Raw genomic sequence first — 19,211 nt, 5'->3', positions numbered from 1 at the left:
ACGGCTTCTGACGGCACGGCTTCCCCGCGGTGGTGGAAGACCGCGGGGTGCCGCCTCCCCCGAGCGAGGCGGCACCCCCGGCCGGCCGGGTCAGCCGAGCGGCAGCCCGTACGCGTCGGCGACGAGTTCGTAACTGCGCAGGCGGATCTCGGCGGTGTGGGCGTTGGCGGTGAGCATCAGCTCGTCGGCGCCGGTGCGCTTCTGGAGGTCGTCGAGGCCCGCGCGGACCTCGTCGGCGGTGCCGTGGATGACGTTCGCGTTCCAGCTGTCGACGAACTCCCGCTCCATCGGGCTGAACGCGTAGGTCTCCGCCTCCTCGGGGGTCGGGACGAGGCCGGGGCGGCCGGTGCGCAGGCGGACCATGTTGAGGGCGGCCGCGAGGACCTGGCGGCGGGCCTCCTTCTCCTCGTCCGCGGCGAGCGCGGAGACGCCGATGAGGGCGTACGGGGAGGACAGGACCGCGGACGGCTTGAAGGACTCGCGGTAGAGGTCGAGGGCCGGGACCGTGTTCTGCGCGGAGAAGTGGTGCGCGAACGCGAAGGGCAGGCCGAGGACACCGGCGAGGCGGGCGCTGAAGCCGGAGGAGCCGAGGAGCCAGATCGGCGGGCGGTGCGGAGACTGCACGCCGCCGGGGGACGTGGCCTGGACCGGGCCCGGGACCGCGTGGATGCGGGCGTAGGGGTGGCCGTCCGGGAAGTCGTCGTCGAGGAACCGGGTCAGCTCGGCGAGCTGCTGGGGGAAGTCGTCGGCGCCCTCGTTGAGCCGGTCGGTGCGGCGCAGGGCGGCGGCCGTCGCGCCGTCGGTGCCGGGGGCGCGGCCGAGGCCGAGGTCGATACGGCCCGGGGCCATCGCCTCCAGGGTGCCGAACTGCTCGGCGATGACCAGGGGCGCGTGATTGGGGAGCATGACGCCGCCCGAGCCGAGGCGGATGCGCTCGGTGTGGGCGGCGAGATGCGCCAGGATCACGGCCGGGGACGAGGACGCCACGCCCGGCATGGAGTGGTGTTCGGCGACCCAGTAGCGGTTGAATCCGCGGTTCTCGGCGAGCTTGGCGATCTTGACGCTGGTCCGCAGGGCGTCGGTGGCGGTGCGGCCGGCGCCCACGGTCACCAGATCGAGGACCGAGAGGGGCACGGGGGCGGTGCCCTGGGCGGTTGCCCGGATCTCGTCGTTTCCGGCCACGGAGTCCTCCTGTAAGTACGGTGCTGTCTGCGCCGGGACTTAACGGAGGATGGCTCCGGTTTATTCCGGGCGCCTTGTTCCGAAGGCCTGACAGGGATCACATCTGCACCAGGGGCTCCTTCGTGAAGAGCGTGCCGAGCGCCGGTGCGTTCACGCGCCGCCCCGCGAGCCGCAGCGCCTCCCACACGGTGACCTGGTTGGCCGTCAGGACCGGCTTGCCCAGCTCCTGCTCCAGGTCACGGACGTAGGCCGCTGTGTGCAGGGCCGTGTCCGGCAGGAGCAGCGCCTGCGCGTCCGCGTGATCGCCCGCCTCCGCCATCGCCCTGACCTCCGGCCATCCCCAGGTGCCGACCTCGGCCGCCGTGATGATGCCGCTGCCGCGCACCGAGACGACCTCGGTCCCCGCCGCCTTCAGGAACGTGCGGAAGTGGTCCGCCACGTCCTCCGGGTACGTCGCCGCGATCGCGACGCTGCGCGCGCCGACCTCGCCCACGGCGTGGGCGAACGCGAACGACGTACTGGAGGCGGGCAGGCCCGCGGCCTTGGCCAGGTCCCGCACCTGCTCGTGCGCGCCCTCCCAGCCCCGCACGAAGCTGCCGCTGGTGCACGCCCAGACGACCGCCTCGGCGCCGGACAGGCGCAGCTCCTCGACTCCGGCGGCGAGCCGCTGCGGGGAGCCCATCTCGATCAGCGCGTCGACGCGGTGCGCGTCCTCACCGATGTCGGTGTGGACGACCGGCAGCCTCACATCGCTGTCGATCAGCATTTCGATACGCGGATAGTCGTCCTCGGCGGAGTGTCCCGGGTAGAGAAATCCGACTGCGGTCATGCCCACCCTTCCTGTTCTTCCGGCAGCTCACCGGCCGGTTCCTGCGGCAGCTGCGGCAACTCGCGGGCCGGCCAGTGGCGCGCCGACTCGTCGAGCAGCGCCTGATACGGCCCCACGGCACGGGTACCCAGCCTGCGCAGCGCTGCCCACACCGTGACCTGATTGGCTGAGATCACCGGGATCCGCAGCTCGGCCTCAAGCTGCGGGATGACGTCGTACGTCGGCAGGTTCGTGCAGCTGATGAACAGCGCGTCGGCGTCCAGGCGGGCGGCGCCCCTCGCCATGTCGGCCACGTCCCGGTACGGAACCTTCCAGATGTGCCGGGTCAGACCGAGGAAGGCGCGGCCCGTGACGGTGATGCCGGCCTCGGCCAGATACTCCTCCAGCGACTCGGTCACCGACCGCGTGTACGGCGTGACCAGGGCGATACGGCGGGCGCCCAGCTCATCGAGCGCTTCGAGGAGCGCGCCCGACGTGGTGACGGAAGGGCGTTCACCCGACCGGAACATGGCCTCGCACATGGCGCGTTCGCCCGCGATGCCGCCGACGAAGCTGCCCGACGTACAGGCGTACGCGAGGACCTCGGGTTCGGCGGCGCTCAGCGCGCGCACCGCCTCGCCGAGCGTTTCGTGCTCACTGACCAGACGGGCCAGGTCCAGGCTGACCTCGACGGGTACGTACGGGGTACGGGTGAGGTGCAGTGACACCTCGTCGGGAACCCAGCGCCACAGTTCGCGGTCGAGGGCGAAGTCGAAGGGGGCGACGACACCGACACCGCGTTGCGGGTGCGGTCCACCGAGGAAGGAGACGTCCATGACAGGCCCCAAGTCTCTTGAGACGTTCGAGACGATGCAGCGGAGAGCCGGCCGGCGGGCCGGGACGTCGGGACAGGGCTGGGCATCGGAAAAAGTGCCTCTGTTGACGAAGGTAGGTTCGGGTGCCAGCGTGGTCAATCCGCACTTTTTCCTACCAATGAAACGGACCATCGTTGCGAAACGGTTTCAGCCGATGGCCGGCCCGGTGACCGGCTCGACGACCAGCCGATTCCCGGCCCGATGACCCTCGGCGCGCGGCCCGACGACCGGAGCGAATGTGTCTGAAGTGACCCTGCTGGTACTCGACGACGACCCCCCGCCGCGCCTGGGCCGGCTCATGGGACGGGCGCATGTCGTGCACGCCGACGAGTCGACGCTCGCCTCTCAACTCCCCTCGGCCGACGTGCTGCTCGTCTGGGACTTCCTGTCCGACGCGGTGCGCCGCGCCTGGCCCGGCGAGGGCCCGCGCCCGCGCTGGGTGCACACCGCGAGCGCGGGCGTCGACCGTCTGATGTGCCCGGAACTCGCCGCGTCGGACACGGTCGTGACGAACGCGCGCGGCGTCTTCGACCAGCCGATCGCCGAGTACGTCGGCGCGCTCGTCCTCGCCATGGCGAAGGACCTGCCGCGCACGCTCGCCCTCCAGGGCGAGCGCGCATGGCGCCACCGCGAGACGCAGCGCGTCGCGGGTACCCGGGCGTGCGTCGTGGGTTCCGGGCCGATCGGCCGGGCGATCGTCACGACGCTGAAGGCGCTCGGGATCACGACGGCGCTCGTCGGGCGCACCGCGCGGGCCGGCGTGCACGGGCCGGCGGATCTCGGCCGGCTGATGGCCCGCGCGGACTGGGTGGTGTGCGCGGCGCCGCTGACCGACGACACGCGCGGCATGTTCGACGCGCGGCTCTTCGGGATGATGCAGCCGTCCGCCCGCTTCATCAACGTGGGCCGAGGGCAGCTCGTCGTCGAGGACGATCTCGCGGACGCGCTGGCCAAGCGGTGGATCGCGGGCGCCGCGCTCGACGTGTTCGAGCACGAGCCGCTGCCCCAGGACAGCGCCCTGTGGACCGCGCCCGGCCTGATCGTCTCCCCGCACATGAGCGGCGACACGGTCGGCTGGCGGGACGAACTGTCGCGCCAGTTCGTGGAGTTCTACGAGAAGTGGGCGTCCGGGGAGCCCCTTCCGAACGTGGTCGACAAGAAACGTGGGTATGTCCCCGGACACTGACCGATCCGGAGGATCACGCCTCGGATCGGCACTCCCGGATCGACCTGAGGAGAGCGGATGACCGAGCTCACCGAGCTGACCGCGGAAGCGCTCGTCGACGGCTATCGCAAGGGCGGGTTCAGCCCCGTCGATGCCACGCGGGCCGTCCTGCGCCGCATCGAGGAGGTGGATCCCGCGGTCAACGCCTTCGTGCGGCTCGACGCGGAGACCGCCCTCGCGCAGGCGGAGGCGAGCGCGGAGCGCTGGCGCAGAGGTGAGCCGCAGGGCCTGGTGGACGGGGTCCCGGTGTCGGTGAAGGACATCCTGCTGATGCGCGGCGGGCCGACGCTGCGCGGCTCGCGCACGGTGCGCGCCGAGGGCGCGTGGGAGGAGGACGCGCCGTCCGTGGCGCGGCTGCGCGAGCACGGTGCCGTGTTCGTGGGCCGCACGACGACGCCGGAGTTCGGCTGGAAGGGCGTCACGGACTCGCCGCTGTCGGGCGTGACCCGCAATCCGTACGACGTCTCGCGCACCTCGGGCGGATCGAGCGGCGGCAGCGCGGCGGCGGTGGCGCTCGGCGCGGGCCCGCTGTCGCTGGGCACCGACGGCGGCGGATCGGTGCGGATCCCGGCGGCATTCTGCGGGATCTTCGGTCTGAAGCCGACGTACGGGCGCGTGCCGCTCTATCCCGCGTCCGCGTTCGGGACCCTCGCGCATGTGGGGCCGATGACACGGGACGCGGCCGACGCGGCGCTGATGATGGACGTGATCACGGGCGCGGACTGGCGTGACTGGTCGCAGCTCGGCCCGGTCGGGAGCGGCTTCCGCGACGGGCTGCGGGGCGGGGTGCGGGGCCTGCGCGTCGCGTTCTCGCCGTCGTTCGGCGGGCAGGTCGCGGTGCGGCCGGCGGTCGCGGCGGCGGTCCGCAAGGCGGTGGAGGGGCTCGCCGGGCTCGGGGCGTACGTGGAGGAGGCCGATCCGGACGTCACGGACCCGGTCGAGGCGTTCCACACCCTGTGGTTCAGCGGGGCGGCACGGGTGACGCAGAACCTGTCGCCCGCACAGCGCGCCCTCCTCGATCCGGGCCTTCGCGAGATCTGTGCGCAGGGGTCCGGGGTCAGCGCGCTCACCTATCTCGCCGCGGTCGACGTGCGGGCCGAACTCGGCCGGCGGATGGGCCGGTTCCACTCGTCGTACGACCTGCTGGTGACGCCGACGCTGCCGCTGACGGCGTTCGAGGCGGGCGTCGAGGTGCCCAAGGGGTCGGGGCTGCGGCGCTGGACGGGGTGGACGCCGTTCACGTACCCGTTCAACCTGACGCAGCAGCCGGCGGCGACCGTCCCGGTCGGGGTGGACGCGGACGGGCTTCCGGTGGGCCTTCAGATCGTCGGCGCGCGGCACGCGGACGCACTGGTCCTGCGTGCCGCGCACACCTTGTACGAGGCGGGGATCGCCGGGATTCCGGCGCCTACGCCCGCCTGAACGCGAGCGTCTCGCCCAGCGCGCCGCCGCGCCACAGGTCCTGGCAGGCCTCGGCCATCCGGTCGAGGCCTTCCACGACCTGGCCCCAGACGATGCCGGGGACCCAGCCGACGTCGCCGTTGATCAGCAGGTTGTTGCGCTCGTAGAAGAGGGCGAGGTCGACGACGGCCGCGCCGGGCCTGAGCTCGGCGCCGGATTCATAGCCGTATGCCTGGGTCCCCAGTTCCGTACCGGAAAAGGAGAAATAGCAGAGGTCCCCCGGAATGGGGGTGATGGTCGGATTCTCCAGAGGTGGCTCCCGGTCCGCGAATGCCGGGAAAAGGGCGTAGATCTCGTTGCGCGCGTATTTCGCGTGGTAGACGTCGGAGCCCAGTGGAAGCGCGTCCCACACCGCCGCGCAAGTCAGCGGAGCGCGGTCGTCGAGCAGCTTTGCCGTGCACTGAACTCCCCGCTTGGCGAGGGAGACTTCGATGTATCGGTCGGCCATGCCCTCCATGTTCAGCCCCATGCTCCCCCCTGGGTCAAGGGCGCCCCGCTCGCATCAGGGGCTTGAATTGATACGCATAGGTCGTGTCGAGTCGGGTAGCCGCGCGCCCATGGCTCCACCTATTTGGAACGTCACAGAAGGAACACGAAGCCTAGAAGCCAACAGAAAGGGCATACGCCGACGATCTCTGCTCATCGGTGCCACCGCTCTCGGCGCGGCCGGCGCCGTCGGGGCCGCGGGTTGCAGCCGCGTACCGGACGGCGACACGCTCGCGCGCCTCCAGGCCCAGGGGACGGTGCGTCTGGGGATCGCGGGCGAGGTGCCCTACGGCTACATCGACGACAGCGGAAAGTTCACGGGTGAGGCCGTCGAACTCGCCAAGGTCATCTTCAAACGGCTCGGTGTCGGCCATGTCCAGCCCGTCGCGACCGACTTCAGCTCCCTGATACCCGGCCTGCAGACCCAGCAGTTCGACGTGGTGTCGGCCGGGATGTACATCAACAAGGAGCGCTGCCAGCAGGTCATCTTCTCGGACCCCGAGTACCAGATGCTCGACTCCTTCATCGTCCGCAAGGGCAACCCGAAGGACCTGCACGACTACGCGGACTGCGTGAAGGCGAAGGCGAAGTTCGGCACGGGCACCGGCTACGCGGAGATCGCCTACGCGGTCGAGGCGGGCTACAAGGAGAGCGACATCGTCATCCTCCAGGACCAGGTCGCCGGCCTGAACGCCGTGGAGGCGGGACGCATCGACGTGTTCGCCGGCACCGCCCTCACCACGCGCGAGGTGACGAAGAAGAGCCGCAGGGCCGAGCACACCGAGCCGTTCGCTCCCCTGGTCGGAGGCAAGAAGCACATCGACGGCGGCGGATTCACGTTCCGCTCGAACGACACCCAGATGCGCGACGCCTTCAACAAGGAGATCCACAAGATGAAGGCGAGCGGCGAGCTCTTCCGCATCCTGCGGCCGTTCGGCTTCACCCAGGCCGAGATGACGAAGCTGACCGCAGAGGAGCTGTGCAAATGACAGCGGGACTGTGGGAACACTGGGTCCTTCCGGGCATCTGGATCACGATCCAGCTCACCGTGTACAGCGCGGCCCTCGCGACCGTCGTCGCCTTCGGGGTGGGCATGGCCCGCACGCACCGGCTGAAGATCGTGCGCTTCCTCGCCGGCTTCTACACCGAGGTCTTCCGCGGCACGTCGGCCCTGATCCTGATGTTCTGGATCTTCTTCGTGCTGCCGCAGCTCGCCGGCTGGTCGCTGGTCCCGATGTGGGCCGCGGTCCTGGCGCTCGGCCTGTCCTACGGCGCGTACGGCGCCGAGGTGGTGCGCGGCGCGCTCAACGCCGTGGCGCCCGCCCAGCGCGAAGCGGGGGTCGCGCTGAGCTTCACCCCCTGGCAGCGGATGCGGCTGATCCTGCTGCCGCAGGCCGTGCCGGAGATGATCCCGCCGTTCTCGAACCTGCTGGTCGAGCTCCTCAAGGGCACCGCCCTGGTCTCGCTGCTCGGCATCGGTGACGTCTCGTTCGCCGCGTACCTGGTGCGCCTCGCCACCCAGGAGAGCGCCCAGATCTACGCGATCACCCTGGTCATCTACTTCGTGATCGCGTTCCTGCTCACGCGCGGGATGCGCGCGCTCGAGCGCAAGACCAAGGCCGGCCTAGGCCGGCGCCCCGACCCGGGAACCGGCCTCATGCGCAAGCTCAACATCCGTCAGACGACGGAGACCGCTCCCGTTCCCACCAGCGCGGGAGGTGGCGGCGCGTGATCACCACCGCATCCGGCACCTGGGACTGGTCGGCCGTCGCCGACTTCATGCCGCACTTCTGGGACGGCGTGCTCGTCACGCTCCAGGCCCTCGTCCTCGGCTCGCTGATCTCCTTCAGCCTCGGCCTGGTCTGGGCCATCGCCTTCCGCGCCCCGACGCGCTTCGTGCGCTGGCCGGTGGGCATCGTCACCGAGTTCATCCGCAACACCCCGCTGCTCGTGCAGCTCTTCTTCCTGTACTTCGTGCTGCCGGAGTGGGGCATCCAGTTCTCCGCCCTGACCACCGGCATCGTCGCCATCGGCCTGCACTACTCGACGTACACCGCGCAGGTCTACCGCGCGGGCATCGAGGCCGTGCCCGCCGGCCAGTGGGAGGCGGCACGGGCGCTGAGCCTGCCGTACCGCAGGACGTGGACGGCGGTGATCCTGCCGCAGGCCATCCGCCGCGTGATCCCGGCGCTCGGCAACTACGTGATCGCGATGCTGAAGGACACCCCGCTGCTCGCCGGGATCGGCGTGCTCGAACTGCTTCAGCGGTCCCGCCTGGAAGCGGCCCAGACCTTCCAGTACACGGAGGCCCTGACCGTCGTGGGTGTCGCCTTCATCGTCATCGCCTACCCCTCCTCCCTCCTCCTCCGAGCCCTGGAGCGACGTCTTGTCCGCTGACGCGAACCTCCCCACAGACCAGCCGAACCCCAAGGTGGACGGCAGCGAGCTGATCCGCTTCGACAAGGTCGTCAAGCGCTTCGGCGGCAACACCGTCCTCGACGAGCTCGACTTCTCCGTCGACTCCGGCAAGCACGTCACGCTGATCGGCCCGTCGGGCTCCGGCAAGACGACGATCCTGCGGCTCCTGATGACCCTGATCAAGCCCGACGAGGGCACGATCAAGGTCAACGGCGACTACCTCACGCACGAGGAGAAGGCCGGCCAGCTCGTCCCGGCCGGCGAGAAGCACATCCGCGAGGTCCGCAAGAACATCGGGATGGTCTTCCAGCAGTTCAACCTCTTCCCGAACATGAAGGTCCTGCGCAACATCATGGAGGCGCCGGTCACCGTGCTCGGCCTCTCCAAGGACGAGGCGGAGCAGCGCGCCCGCGAGCTGCTCGACATGGTCGGTCTCGGCGACCGCTGCGACGCGTATCCGACGCAGCTCTCCGGCGGCCAGCAGCAGCGCGTCGCCATCGCGCGCGCCCTCGCGATGCGACCGCAGGTGCTGCTCCTCGACGAGGTCACCTCCGCGCTCGACCCGGAGCTCGTCGCCGGTGTCCTGGACGTGCTGCGCGACATCGCGCACACCACGGACATCACGATGCTCTGCGTGACCCACGAGATGAACTTCGCCCGTGACATCTCGGACCAGGTCCTGATGTTCGACGCGGGCCGGGTCATCGAATCCGGGTCGCCGGAGAAGATCTTCAGCGATCCGGAGCACGAGCGGACGCGGGAATTTCTCAGCGCGGTCCTGTGACCACGGCCGGTGAGGGCCGATAAGCACCGAGGTCCCGAACCTGGGGCATGACTTTGGCATATGCCAGGGTGGCGCGTTCCTGCTGACAGCCCCGGAGCGCGCCACCAAAGTCGCCAACAGGCGCCCCACAAAGGCCCCTTGACGGCTATCGTGGACCGAGGCCAGCTGTCCGGAACCGGTCCTTGCAGGGGGATACCGTGGCGCTGAAGCACGAGCCGATCGCGCAGCACCACTCGGTGCAGCACGCCCTTCGTGTGCTCGAAACCGTCGCGCGACGCGGCGTCGGCGTCACCGGCACCGAGCTCAGCAACGAGACCGGGCTCCCCGCCGACCGGCTCACCCCACTGCTGCGCATGCTGCGCCGCGAGGGGTACGTGGAACAGGCCTCCGACGGCGCGTACGTCACGGGCGAGACGCTGACCAGCCTCGGCTCGGCGCAGGGCCGCGCGGACGCGCTCGCCTCGAGCCTCCAGCGCACCCTCGACCGGCTGCGCGAGACGGTGGGCGCGGCGGTCTATCTCAGCCGGTACGTGGACGGCGAGATCCGCATCACCCAGTTCGCCCAGGACCCCACGACCCCCGCGGTCAACGAGTGGGTGGACTTCCGCTCCGCGGCGCACGCCAGCGCGATCGGCAAGAGCCTCCTCGGCCAGCTCGACCTCAACGGGCGGCGCGACCACCTCTCCCGCCACAAGATGGCCCGCCTCACCTCGCGCACGATCACGAACGAGCGCGTCCTGCTCTCCAGGCTCGACGCCCAGCCCGCGACGGTGCCGGTCCTCGACCTCCAGGAGTACGCGGTGGGCACGGTGTGCGCGGCCGTCCCGATCACGGCAGGCTCCTCGGTGGGCGCGCTGGCGCTGTCCCTCCCGATCGAGCACGCCCACCGCCTGCACCACGCGGCGGACACGCTGAACCGCGGGGCGGCCCCGGTCCTGCTCTCCCTGGCGATCTAGGACCCACAGCCGGGGTGTGCGAAGCACCCCTCAGGACCAGGTATTATTTTCGAGTCAGCAGGCGCCGCTAGCTCAGTTGGTTAGAGCAGCTGACTCTTAATCAGCGGGTCCGGGGTTCGAGTCCCTGGCGGCGCACCGACAGGCGAAGGCCCTCCACGCAAGTGGGGGGCCTTCGCCATTGACGGACCCACTCCGACGCGGCGAATGCGGCTGGGGGTCCGGGGGTCGCCCCCCGGAAAGACACAGCATCAGCGGGTCCGGGGTTCGAGTCCCTGGCGGCGCACCGACAGGCGAAGGCCCTCCACGCAAGTGGGGGGCCTTCGTTCTTTACGCCCGCAGGTACGCCAGCACCGCCAGCACCCTTCGATGGGTGTCCGAGTCGTCGGCCGGTGGCAGGTCCAGTTTTCCCAGGATGTTGCCGATGTGCTTGCCGACCGCGGCCTCGCTCACCACCAGGTCCCGGGCGATCGCGCCGTTCGACCTGCCCTCGGCGACCAGGGCGAGGACCTCGCGCTCGCGCGGGGTGAGGCGCTCCAGGGGGTCGCGGCGACGGCGCAGCAGCTGGCGTACCACTTCGGGGTCGACGACCGTGCCGCCGGAGGCAACCCGTTCCACCGCCTCGACGAACTGCTCGACCTGCCCGACACGGTCCTTGAGCAGATAGCCGACGCCGGTGCCATCGCCCGTGTCGAGGAGCTCGGCCGCGTACGAGCGCTGCACGTACTGACTGAGGACCAGGACCGGCAGGCCGGGGCGGTCCGCGCGCAGGGCGAGCGCGGCGCGCAGGCCCTCGTCCTGGAAGCCGGGCGGCATCCGTACGTCGGTGAGGACGAGGTCCGGCGTGTGCTCGGCGACGGCGGTGCGCAGCGCGTCCGCGTCACCGACCGCGGCGACCACCTCGTGCCCGAACCGGGCGAGCAGGCCCACGAGGCCCTCGCGCAGCAGCACGGCGTCCTCGGCGAGGACCACTCTCAGAGCGCTGGGCACGGAATCTCCAGGGACAGTGCGGTCGGCCCGCCGGCCGGGCTGGTGATCGTCAGTGTGCCATCGAGGACGGCGAGCCGGTCGGCGAGTCCGGTGAGCCCGCTGCCGCGCGAGGGGTCGGCGCCGCCGCCCCCGTCGTCGTGCACGTCGATGACGAGGCGGCCGCGCTCGTGGCGTGCGGTCAGCCGCGCGCGGGTGGCGCCGCTGTGCTTGGCGGTGTTGGCGAGGGCCTCGCACACCGCGAAGTAGGCGGCGGACTCGACGGGTCCGGGCAGCCGGGGCAGTTCGATGCGGGTGTCGACGGGGACGGCCGAGCGGTCGGCGGCGTCGTCGAGGGCGGCCGCAAGCCCGTAGTCGGCGAGGACCTGGGGATGGATGCCGTGGATCAACTCCCGTAGCTCCACGAGGACGTGGCCGGCCTCGTCGTGCGCGGCGGCGATGCGTTCGGCGAGCGGTCCCGTCGCGGGGGCGTCGAGGCGGGCGAGTCCGAGGCTCATCGTGAGGGCGACCAGGCGCTGTTGGGCACCGTCGTGCAGGTCGCGCTCGATGCGGCGCCGCTCGGCCTCGAACGCGGCGACCAGGCGCGCCCGCGACCTGGTGACCTCCGTGAGCCGCGCCTCCTCCTCCGTCTCGCGGGGCGCGAGCAGCAGCCGGGCGAGCGCGCCCCGGGCCGCGGCGTAGGCGCCGAGCGGGTAGAGGAGCACCGCGAGCAGGGCGAGCCCGGCGACGGTGCACAGGGCGCCCTGCCCGTACGAGTCGATGAGCCAGAGCTTCACGACCCGGGTGTCGTGTCCGGCGCTCGCGAGCTGCAGCGGCGCCGCCGCCAGCGCTCCCGCCAGGCCGATCGTGCAGGCCAGGACCAGCAGGTCGAGCGGCCACAGGACGAACGCGAGGAGCACGGCATGGGCGAGTTCACGCCAGGTCGCCTGTTCACCGAGGCGCAGCCGCAGCCAGGCCGTGGCGCCGGGCTCGGCCGGGGTGCGGTGCGGGCTGGGCGCCGCCTGCCCGGTCAGGGGCCGCAGCCGCCGTCGCTCCAGCGCCCCGACCGGGACCCCGGCGAGCGCGAGCAGGGCGAGCAGCGGCAGCCCCACGAGGACGAGGGAGAGCGCGGCGCCCGCGACGCCGAGCGTCACGAAAGCGACCAGGAGCGGCGCCCCGACGAGCACCCCTCCCGCGAGATACCCGGCGGCGCGCCACGGGGCACTGCCGCGCAGGTAGGAGGGGTCACGCAGGGAGGCGGCGAGAGAGGTCACCGGGCGGGGCCGGCAGCAGGAGAGCGCCCGGCGGCCGGGGACGACCCCCTCGTGAGGGACGGCCCCGTGACCGGAGTCGACCCCGTTGCCGGAGACGTCCCCGTCGACTCCCCCGCGTCGAATCTCTGCCGGGCCTCCTCGACCAGGGGCAGATGTCCGGACGACCACTCGGCGAGCATCGCGAACAGCGGGGCGAGGCTGCGGCCCAGGTCGCTGATCTCGTACTCGACCCGGGGCGGCACCTCCGGGTAGTACGTGCGCACGACGAGTCCGTCGCGCTCCATCTGCCGCAGGCGCTGTGTGAGCACCTTCGGCGTGATGGTGCCGATGGCGCGCTGGAGCTGCACGAAGCGCTGGGTGCCGTACTCGTTGAGCGCCCACAGGATCGGCGTGGTCCAGCGGCTGAAGACGATGTCGAGGACCGGTGAGATCGGGCAGGCCTGCTCGGGCCCGCCGCCCTGCCACCGCGTACTGCCGCTCATACAGCCCTCCCGGGAAGTCGCTTTCCTCTAGGTACCTACTTTACTCAGGATGCTAGCTTTCGAGAACCGAGCGGGGCACCAAGACCCCCGCAGGACAAGGGAGTTGAACATGATCGTTGTCACGGGTGCCACCGGGAACGTCGGCCGTCCGCTCGTCGCCGCCCTGACCGCCGCGGGCGAGCAGGTCACCGCTGTATCGCGCCGCCTCGCGCCCGACCTGCCCGTACGCCATGTCCAGGCGGACGTCGGCGACGCGGAGAGTCTGCGGCCCGCGCTGGAGGGGGCCGACGCGCTGTTCCTGCTGATCGGCGCGGAACTGCATCAGGCCGGGGAGCCGCCGGCCGCCGTCCTCGACGCGGCGAAGGCGGCCGGCGTGCGCCGAGTGGTCCTGCTCTCCTCGCAGGGGGCGGTGACGCGGCCCGACGCCGTCTCGCACACCACGCTGCACGCGTTCGAGGAGGCCGTACGCCAGTCGGGCCTGGACTGGACGCTGCTGCGCCCCAGCGGATTCGCCTCGAACGCCTTCGCCTGGGCCGACTCCGTACGCGCCCACCGCACCGTCGCCGCCCCGTTCGCCGATGTGGCGCTGCCGGTGATCGACCCGGCGGACATCGCCGCGGCGGCGGCCGTCGCGCTGCGCGAGGACGGTCACGCGGGCCGGGCCTACGAGCTGACGGGACCGGCGGCGGTCTCACCGCGCGAGCAGGCCGCGGCACTCGGCGAGGCGATCGGCGCCGAGGTGCGGTTCACCGAACTGAGCCGCGCCGAGGCCCGCGCCTTCATGACGCGGTTCATGCCGGAGCCGGTCGTGGACGGCACGCTCGACATCCTCGGTTCGCCGCGCCCCGGAGAGCAGCGGGTGAGCCCGGACGTGCGGACCCTGCTCGGCCGCGAGCCCGGCACGTTCGCCCAGTGGGCGGCCCGCAACGCGGCGGCTTTCGCCTGACGGGTCCCACGAGCGCGCCCGGCTCACCGGTCCAGCAGCTCCGACCGCCCGTGCGCCGCGTACTCCGCCGTGAGCGCCACGACGTCGGCATCGGTGAGGCGCCGGTACCCGCTCTCCCCCGGTGGCCGCCACCACACGGGGTCGGCACACCGGAACCCCTCGCGGCGCAGCCCCACCCGGTGCACCTTGTTCGTCGCGGTGACGGGCATCCGCTCCACGATCCGGACGAAGCGCGGCGCCATCTTCGTCCCCAAGTCCGTCTGGGACAGCAGGAACTCGGCGAAGACGAGCGGGTCGAAGGGGCCGGCCGCACCCGTCCCGCGCAGGGCGAGCGTCGCCATCACCTGGTCGCCGGCCACCGGGTCCGGCACCCCGTACACGGCGACGGCGGCGGCGTGTACGTACCGGGCGAGGATGTTCTCGATCATCGCGGGCGCCAGGTTCTCGCTGTCGACCCGCAGCCGGTCGTCGGTGCGGCCCGCGAAGTACAGGAACCCCTCGCGGTCACGGTAGAAGAGGTCCCCCGTCCAGTACCAGCCGTCCCGCACCCGCTGCCCGTACGCGTCCTCGTTGCGCCAGTACCCCTCGAAGGGCGTACGGCCGCGGTTGACCAACTCCCCTATCGCAACAGCCCCGTTGAGAAGTCGCCCGTCCGCATCGAAGTCCGCGGGCGGGCACTCCCGCCGGGTGGCCGCGTCGACGACGGCCAGGTCGTCCCCAGGTGTCGCCCGGCCTATCGCCCCGGCCGGCGTCCCCGCCGAGCGCTGGATGGCGGCGCCGCCCTCGGAGGACCCGTACCCCTCGACGAGCCGCACCCCGAACCGCTCGGCGAACCGCGCCGCGTCCACCGCACCCGCCTCCGTGCCGAAGCCGACCCGCAGCGGGTTGTCCCGGTCGTCGGGGCGCTCGTCGGTGGCCAGGATGTACTGCACGGCCCGCCCGACATAGGTGAAGTACGTGGCTCCGTACGCGCGTACGTCGTCCAGGAAGCGCGACGCCGAGAACCGGCGTCGCAGCGCCACGCCCGCGCCCGCCGCGACGGCCGGCGCCCAGTCGGCGATCACCGCGTTGCCGTGGAAGAGTGGCATGCAGATGTAGTGGACGTCGTCGCGGCGCACCCCGAACTGGCCGACGAGGGACTGCCCGGCGGCCGCCAGGCGCCCCTGTGAGCAGATCGCGGCCTTGGGCGCACCCGTGGAGCCGGAGGTGAAGTACAGCAGCATGCGGGTTTCGGGGGTGGCACGGGCCGGATCGGGCTTGGCACCCTCGTACGGCGCGAGCAGTGCGGCGTACGCGTCGGTGTCCGTCACCAGGATGCGTACGCCCGGGAGCCGGAGGCCGTCGAGCAGCGGCAGATGGGCGCGCTCGGTGACGAGGACACGGCAGTCGGTGTGCAGGATGTCGCGGGCGAGTTCGGGGCCGCGCCGGGTCGGGTTGACACCGGCGACGGCGGCGCCCGCGAGGGCCGCGGCGCTCAGCCAGAGCGGGAACTCCGGGGTGTTGTCGAGGAGTACGCCGAGGTGCGGATCGGCTCCCCGGGGCAGCAGGTCGGCGAGGAGCGCGGCCCGGGCGGCGGCGCCCGCGGCCACCTCGTGATGGCTGAGGACCTGGTCCTCGCACCACAGTCCCGGGCGGTGGTCGCCCCACCGCTCCTGTACGAGTTCCGCGACGGTACGCCTCAGGGGACCCATGACCGCGCACCATAATTGACATACCGTCAGAAGTGGAGACCCCCGGCGGCGGATCAGCCGTACTGGACCATGACGTTGACGAGGATGCCGATGGTCACGACGATGACGACGAGGCCGAAGATCATGCCGAACGCGTCCTTGCCGGGACTCGGCTCCGAAGCGGTGGCCTTGTCGGGCTGCTGGACCGTGTAGTAGACGACCGCCTCGTCACCGGCGGCCCGGCTCGGCGGCCCGCCGGACTCCTTGAACCGGATCGCGCGCCGGTCGGCGGTGGTGAAGTCGTACTCGTGCCACTGGATCCGGCGGGCGATGTTGTTGACCACCTGGACCGTCACATAGGCCCGGACGACCCGCGCCTGCGCGGTCAGCCCGCTCCGCCAGGCGGCCTGCCGCTCGTTGCTTCTGCGGACGATCGCGTACCCGGCCCAGATCAGGACGAGGATCAGGGCAGGGAAAAGTATGTGGAAGACGGCATCCATGGGGGCCTCGGGTCAGAAGGGCATCTCGGCGGCGACGAAAACGAAGAATACGCAGAAGGCGACGACGAAGCCGAGGAAGCCCAGCAGGAACATCATGCCCGCCGCGGCCCGCATCGGGGCCGGGGCGTGCGCCGTGGCACGGTCGGGGCGGTCGGCGGTGTAGTACACCGTCACGACATCGCCCTGCACGGTGGTCGCGGGCCCGTTGGTCTCCTCGAACCTGACGGGGTGTCCGTCACCTGCCGTGAACTCGTAGACGTGGTGCTGCGTGGTGCTCCGGTGACCGTCGCCGTCCCGCCTCGTCGAGGTGAACGCGCGCAGGCAGCGGGCCTCCGCGGTCAGACCGCTCGCCCAGGCCCTTCTGACCTGCATCGTGCGGCGGGTCAGCGTCACCGCCATGAAGAGTGCCACCGACGCGATGAACACCGGCACGATGAAGAACAACACCTGCATGGCGATCCCCCGATACCACGTTCCGTGCACGCCGCCCCGGTCGGAACGGCGTGCACGGAACGTACCCGCGCGAAGGCCCCGGGAGCCTCAAGCCATGCTCAGAACTGAACGTCCGAGCACGCGTAGAAGGCGTTCGCCGTGTCCGCGATCGTCCACACCGCGAGGATCACGTGGTGGCCGCTCTTGCCGGAGGGCAGGGTGCCGGTGTGCGAGAGGGTGGCCGGGGGCTGGCCGCTGAACGGGACGGTGAGGAAGGGCGCGGTGTCCAGGTCCGCCCTGGTCAGCGGCTTACTGTCGTCCCAGCCGTTCTTGGTGATGTAGTAGCGGAAGTCCGTGGCGGAGTGCCGCGCGGTGAACTGCCAGCGGAAGGTCTGGCTCGCGCCCGCGGTGACCTTGGTCGTCGGCCAGGCGGTGCCGTCGGGAGCCTTGGCGCCGTTGAGCGCGCCGAACTCTCCGTGGTTCGCGGAACAGATCGTGCCGTCGGCGGGGCCGGCCGCCGGGAAGCCCTTGGGGCCCTCGACGCTCTGCGGCTCCCACTGGATGTTGCCGCATCCGGTGACGGTGCCGTTGGCGCAGAGCTTCTGCCGGCTGATGGGGAGGTCGGTGTAGCCGTGGCTGCTCGCGCCGCCCGACGAGAGCACGAAGGCCCCGGCCGTGGTGAGGCCGAGCAGGGCCGCGTAGATCCTTTTTCGCATGCTGCCGCTCCTGGAGAACGTGGGGGAGTTCCGGTGAGCCGTGCGCACAGCGCTACATCAGGTCTAGACCAAGGCACAGATTATTGCCGTCAGTTGACTGTGTCTATATCAACGGCATGTCCATACCAATAGTGGAGAGGATCCGGTCGCATCTCCCCCGGGAGGTCTCGACCAGCTCGCCGTTGGGCGCGTCATTCCCGGCCACCCACGCACGGGCCCCCGCCGCGTCCCGTCCGCCCGCCAACTGCCGCTCCACCAGCCGTACTTGACGCACATCCACCGGAGCCTCGACATACCAGCACCGCGCCATCAGCTCCCGCGCCTCCCGCCAGCCAGGCAGGTCGCACGCCAGATAGTTCCCCTCGGTCACGACGAGCCGGGCCGCGGGCGGCACCAGATGCCGGGCGGCGACGGGCTCGTGCAACGTGCGGTCGTAATCGGGTACGTAGATGTCCGCGGCCGTGTCGTCGAGGACCCGGCGCAGCAGCGCCACGTACCCCCGCACGTCGAAGCTCGGCTCGGAGCCCTTGCGCGCGGTCAGCCCGAGGCGCTCCAACTGGGCGTTGGCCAGATGGAATCCGTCGAGCGGCAGATACGCGGCCTGCTCACCGATCCGCTCGACCAGGGCCCGCGCTAGCGTGGACTTCCCGGCGCCGGGCGGGCCCGCGATCCCCAGCAGGACACGCGGGCCCGACCCGGTGAGCTTCCACGCCTCGGCCGTCAGTCTCGAGATCCCCATGGGCGGGGACTCTACGACGCGTCGCGGCCCCGGCCGGTGTAGAACGCCACCGTCAGATCCTTGACCAGCGCCTTGCGTTCGTAGTCGTCCAGCTCGACCAGGCCGCGCGTCGTCAGCCGCGCCATCGTGTCCTCGACCGAGTCGACCACCGACGTCAGGACGCTGTCCCGGTGCTGCGCGTCGAGCGCCGCGATCCGCCGCCGCTGCATCGCGGCGGCGACCTCGGGCGCATACTCGATCCTCGTCGGCTGCGCCGAGAACACCTCGATGCCGACGGGCGCCACGTCGGCGGCGAGCTGCCGGGTGAGCGCGTCACCGACGGCCTCCGCGTCGCGCAGGGTCGGGGCGTCCTGGTGGAAGGCGTCGGCCGGCAGCTGCGAAAGCACCCGAGCCATCGCCGCCTCCACGCACTGGCGCAGATACTCCTGGTGGTCCGCCACGGCGAGCGCGGCGCGCGCGGTGTCCTTGATGCGCCACACGACGAGGATGACGACACGCAGGGCGACCCCGTTCGCGTCGACCGCCGGCATCGCCTCGCTGCGCCAGTGCCGCAGGCGTACGTCGGTACGGCGGCGCAGGAACAGGGGGTTCACCCAGGTCAGGCCGGTGCGGCGGACGGTTCCGCGGTAGCGGCCGAAGCGCGTGAGCACCCATGCCTTGCCGGTCCCGCCGCGCGCGAGACCGCCGAACCCGAACAGGCCGAGCGCGCCCGAGCCCGCGACGGCCGCCCACTGGACGGGCCCGAGCTGCGCCCCCGCCGGGACGGGCAGCGTCGTGATGTGCGGCAGTGCCCCGCCCCACCACAGCGACGCGGCACCGCCCACCGCGCCCGCGAGAGCGCCGAGCACACCGACCGCGCCGGGCAGCGCGCGCCCGGGGCGCTCGACGAGGTCCGGGTCGACGACCGGCGCCGGGCGCGAGGGCGTTCGCTGCGGCAACCGGCGCGGGACGCGCGGCTGCTCACCGCCGCTCTGCCGGCGCCCGACGACGGCCGGCCGCAGCCGCACCGAGACGGGGGCGGGGCCGTCCCGGGACAGCAGATGGACCGGGATCTGCGTGGTGGCCCCGCCGCGGATCAGCCGGGCGTCCCACCCGCCGGACGTCTCGGTTCCCTGCTCGGCGAAGCCCACGGCGCCAACGCCCTCGGACGCCCCGCGACCGCCACGCGCACCGCCACCGTCGGCCTCCGTGGGCAGCTCGGGCCCCTCCGGCCACTCCGTCGTCGTACTCATCCCTGCCTCCGTGCTGGATCCGTACATCCGCGATGACCTCCGGCCCGGCAGAGCCGGAGGGG

At 71.6% G+C, this 19,211-nt stretch carries 20 protein-coding genes, 1 tRNA gene and 1 pseudogene; 9 read left to right on the top strand and 13 right to left on the bottom strand.

Translation table 11 applies throughout. From position 1 onward, the window contains the following. Positions 1–90 precede the first annotated feature (90 nt). From OHO83_RS28235 to OHO83_RS28225, 3 genes are all read right to left on the bottom strand, one after another. Positions 91–1,182, bottom strand: a complete 1,092-nt coding sequence (locus OHO83_RS28235; RefSeq protein WP_266670825.1) for an LLM class flavin-dependent oxidoreductase — start codon at positions 1,180–1,182, stop codon at positions 91–93. Positions 1,183–1,279: 97 nt separating this feature from the next. Further along, complete coding sequence (locus OHO83_RS28230; RefSeq protein WP_266670827.1) at positions 1,280–2,011, bottom strand: maleate cis-trans isomerase family protein; 732 nt, start codon at positions 2,009–2,011, stop codon at positions 1,280–1,282. Then, positions 2,008–2,826 carry a maleate cis-trans isomerase family protein gene (locus tag OHO83_RS28225; RefSeq protein ID WP_266670829.1) on the bottom strand — a complete coding sequence of 273 codons (819 nt, stop codon included), beginning with the start codon at positions 2,824–2,826 and terminating at the stop codon, positions 2,008–2,010. Before OHO83_RS28225 ends, OHO83_RS28230 begins: the two co-directional genes overlap by 4 nt. A gap of 337 nt (positions 2,827–3,163) precedes the next feature. Here OHO83_RS28225 and OHO83_RS28220 point away from each other — a divergent pair, with 337 nt between their 5' ends. Continuing rightward, complete coding sequence (locus tag OHO83_RS28220; RefSeq protein ID WP_266676374.1) at positions 3,164–4,051, top strand: D-2-hydroxyacid dehydrogenase; 888 nt, start codon at positions 3,164–3,166, stop codon at positions 4,049–4,051. 57 nt (positions 4,052–4,108) lie between these two features. Beyond that, positions 4,109–5,512 carry an amidase gene (locus OHO83_RS28215; protein WP_266670831.1) on the top strand — a complete coding sequence of 468 codons (1,404 nt, stop codon included), beginning with the start codon at positions 4,109–4,111 and terminating at the stop codon, positions 5,510–5,512. Here OHO83_RS28215 and OHO83_RS28210 read toward each other — a convergent pair. Further along, positions 5,499–5,999 (bottom strand): DUF3830 family protein, encoded by a 501-nt coding sequence (locus OHO83_RS28210; protein ID WP_329435065.1) that lies wholly within the window; start codon positions 5,997–5,999, stop codon positions 5,499–5,501. The genes OHO83_RS28215 and OHO83_RS28210 overlap by 14 nt on opposite strands. A gap of 109 nt (positions 6,000–6,108) precedes the next feature. Between OHO83_RS28210 and ehuB the strand changes: the two genes are divergently transcribed. The 6 genes from ehuB (at position 6,109) to OHO83_RS28180 (ending at position 10,330) form a co-directional block, all read left to right on the top strand. Continuing rightward, entirely contained in the window at positions 6,109–7,026 is a 918-nt protein-coding gene (gene ehuB / locus OHO83_RS28205; RefSeq protein WP_330279898.1) for an ectoine/hydroxyectoine ABC transporter substrate-binding protein EhuB, read from the top strand. Further along, entirely contained in the window at positions 7,023–7,769 is a 747-nt protein-coding gene (gene ehuC, locus OHO83_RS28200; RefSeq protein ID WP_266670835.1) for an ectoine/hydroxyectoine ABC transporter permease subunit EhuC, read from the top strand. The genes ehuB and ehuC overlap by 4 nt, the downstream gene beginning before the upstream one ends. Before the next feature lie 47 nt (positions 7,770–7,816). Beyond that, positions 7,817–8,434: an ectoine/hydroxyectoine ABC transporter permease subunit EhuD gene (gene ehuD, locus OHO83_RS28195; RefSeq protein ID WP_266569388.1), complete on the top strand. Its 618-nt coding sequence runs from the start codon at positions 7,817–7,819 to the stop codon at positions 8,432–8,434. Beyond that, entirely contained in the window at positions 8,424–9,239 is an 816-nt protein-coding gene (gene ehuA / locus OHO83_RS28190) for an ectoine/hydroxyectoine ABC transporter ATP-binding protein EhuA (protein WP_266670837.1), read from the top strand. The genes ehuD and ehuA overlap by 11 nt, the downstream gene beginning before the upstream one ends. 197 nt (positions 9,240–9,436) lie before the next feature. Continuing rightward, entirely contained in the window at positions 9,437–10,195 is a 759-nt protein-coding gene (locus OHO83_RS28185; protein WP_266670839.1) for an IclR family transcriptional regulator, read from the top strand. Between the two features lie 61 nt (positions 10,196–10,256). After that, positions 10,257–10,330: transfer RNA gene (locus OHO83_RS28180), tRNA-Lys, on the top strand. Between the two features lie 192 nt (positions 10,331–10,522). On the opposite strand, the gene OHO83_RS28175 is transcribed toward OHO83_RS28180, so the two are convergent. The 3 genes and pseudogenes from OHO83_RS28175 to OHO83_RS28165 all read right to left on the bottom strand — a co-directional run. Then, the gene (locus OHO83_RS28175) at positions 10,523–11,182 is read right to left on the bottom strand and encodes a response regulator (RefSeq protein WP_266670841.1); all 660 of its coding nucleotides are present in this window, start codon (positions 11,180–11,182) and stop codon (positions 10,523–10,525) included. Further along, positions 11,167–12,432 (bottom strand): sensor histidine kinase, encoded by a 1,266-nt coding sequence (locus OHO83_RS28170; RefSeq protein WP_330279897.1) that lies wholly within the window; start codon positions 12,430–12,432, stop codon positions 11,167–11,169. The genes OHO83_RS28175 and OHO83_RS28170 overlap by 16 nt, the downstream gene beginning before the upstream one ends. A 107-nt stretch (positions 12,433–12,539) precedes the next feature. Further along, positions 12,540–12,914: pseudogene (locus OHO83_RS28165) on the bottom strand (winged helix-turn-helix transcriptional regulator); the annotation flags it as partial. A gap of 109 nt (positions 12,915–13,023) precedes the next feature. On the opposite strand from OHO83_RS28165, the gene OHO83_RS28160 reads away from it, so the two are divergent. Continuing rightward, positions 13,024–13,860 (top strand): NAD(P)H-binding protein, encoded by an 837-nt coding sequence (locus OHO83_RS28160; RefSeq protein WP_266670845.1) that lies wholly within the window; start codon positions 13,024–13,026, stop codon positions 13,858–13,860. Positions 13,861–13,883: 23 nt separating this feature from the next. On the opposite strand, the gene OHO83_RS28155 is transcribed toward OHO83_RS28160, so the two are convergent. The 6 genes from OHO83_RS28155 to OHO83_RS28130 form a co-directional block, all read right to left on the bottom strand. Further along, positions 13,884–15,551 (bottom strand): AMP-binding protein, encoded by a 1,668-nt coding sequence (locus tag OHO83_RS28155; RefSeq protein ID WP_330279896.1) that lies wholly within the window; start codon positions 15,549–15,551, stop codon positions 13,884–13,886. 53 nt (positions 15,552–15,604) lie between these two features. Next, positions 15,605–16,030, bottom strand: coding sequence for a DUF3592 domain-containing protein (locus tag OHO83_RS28150; protein WP_329435057.1), 426 nt, complete (start codon positions 16,028–16,030; stop codon positions 15,605–15,607). Between the two features lie 12 nt (positions 16,031–16,042). Then, positions 16,043–16,483, bottom strand: a complete 441-nt coding sequence (locus tag OHO83_RS28145; RefSeq protein ID WP_266670851.1) for a DUF3592 domain-containing protein — start codon at positions 16,481–16,483, stop codon at positions 16,043–16,045. 98 nt (positions 16,484–16,581) lie between these two features. Continuing rightward, positions 16,582–17,178, bottom strand: a complete 597-nt coding sequence (locus OHO83_RS28140) for a lytic polysaccharide monooxygenase auxiliary activity family 9 protein (RefSeq protein ID WP_330279895.1) — start codon at positions 17,176–17,178, stop codon at positions 16,582–16,584. Positions 17,179–17,281: 103 nt separating this feature from the next. Further along, on the bottom strand, positions 17,282–17,917 hold the full coding sequence (locus OHO83_RS28135) for a nucleoside/nucleotide kinase family protein (protein ID WP_266670855.1): 636 nt from the start codon (positions 17,915–17,917) through the stop codon (positions 17,282–17,284). Positions 17,918–17,928: 11 nt separating this feature from the next. Beyond that, the gene (locus tag OHO83_RS28130) at positions 17,929–19,149 is read right to left on the bottom strand and encodes an SPFH domain-containing protein (protein WP_330279894.1); all 1,221 of its coding nucleotides are present in this window, start codon (positions 19,147–19,149) and stop codon (positions 17,929–17,931) included. Between the last annotated feature and the right edge of the window lie 62 nt (positions 19,150–19,211).

Source organism: Streptomyces sp. NBC_00569 (assembly GCF_036345255.1).
Lineage (GTDB): Bacteria > Actinomycetota > Actinomycetes > Streptomycetales > Streptomycetaceae > Streptomyces.
Note: the sequence above shows the minus strand (reverse complement) of the source record. Positions and strands in the feature narration are given on the sequence as shown.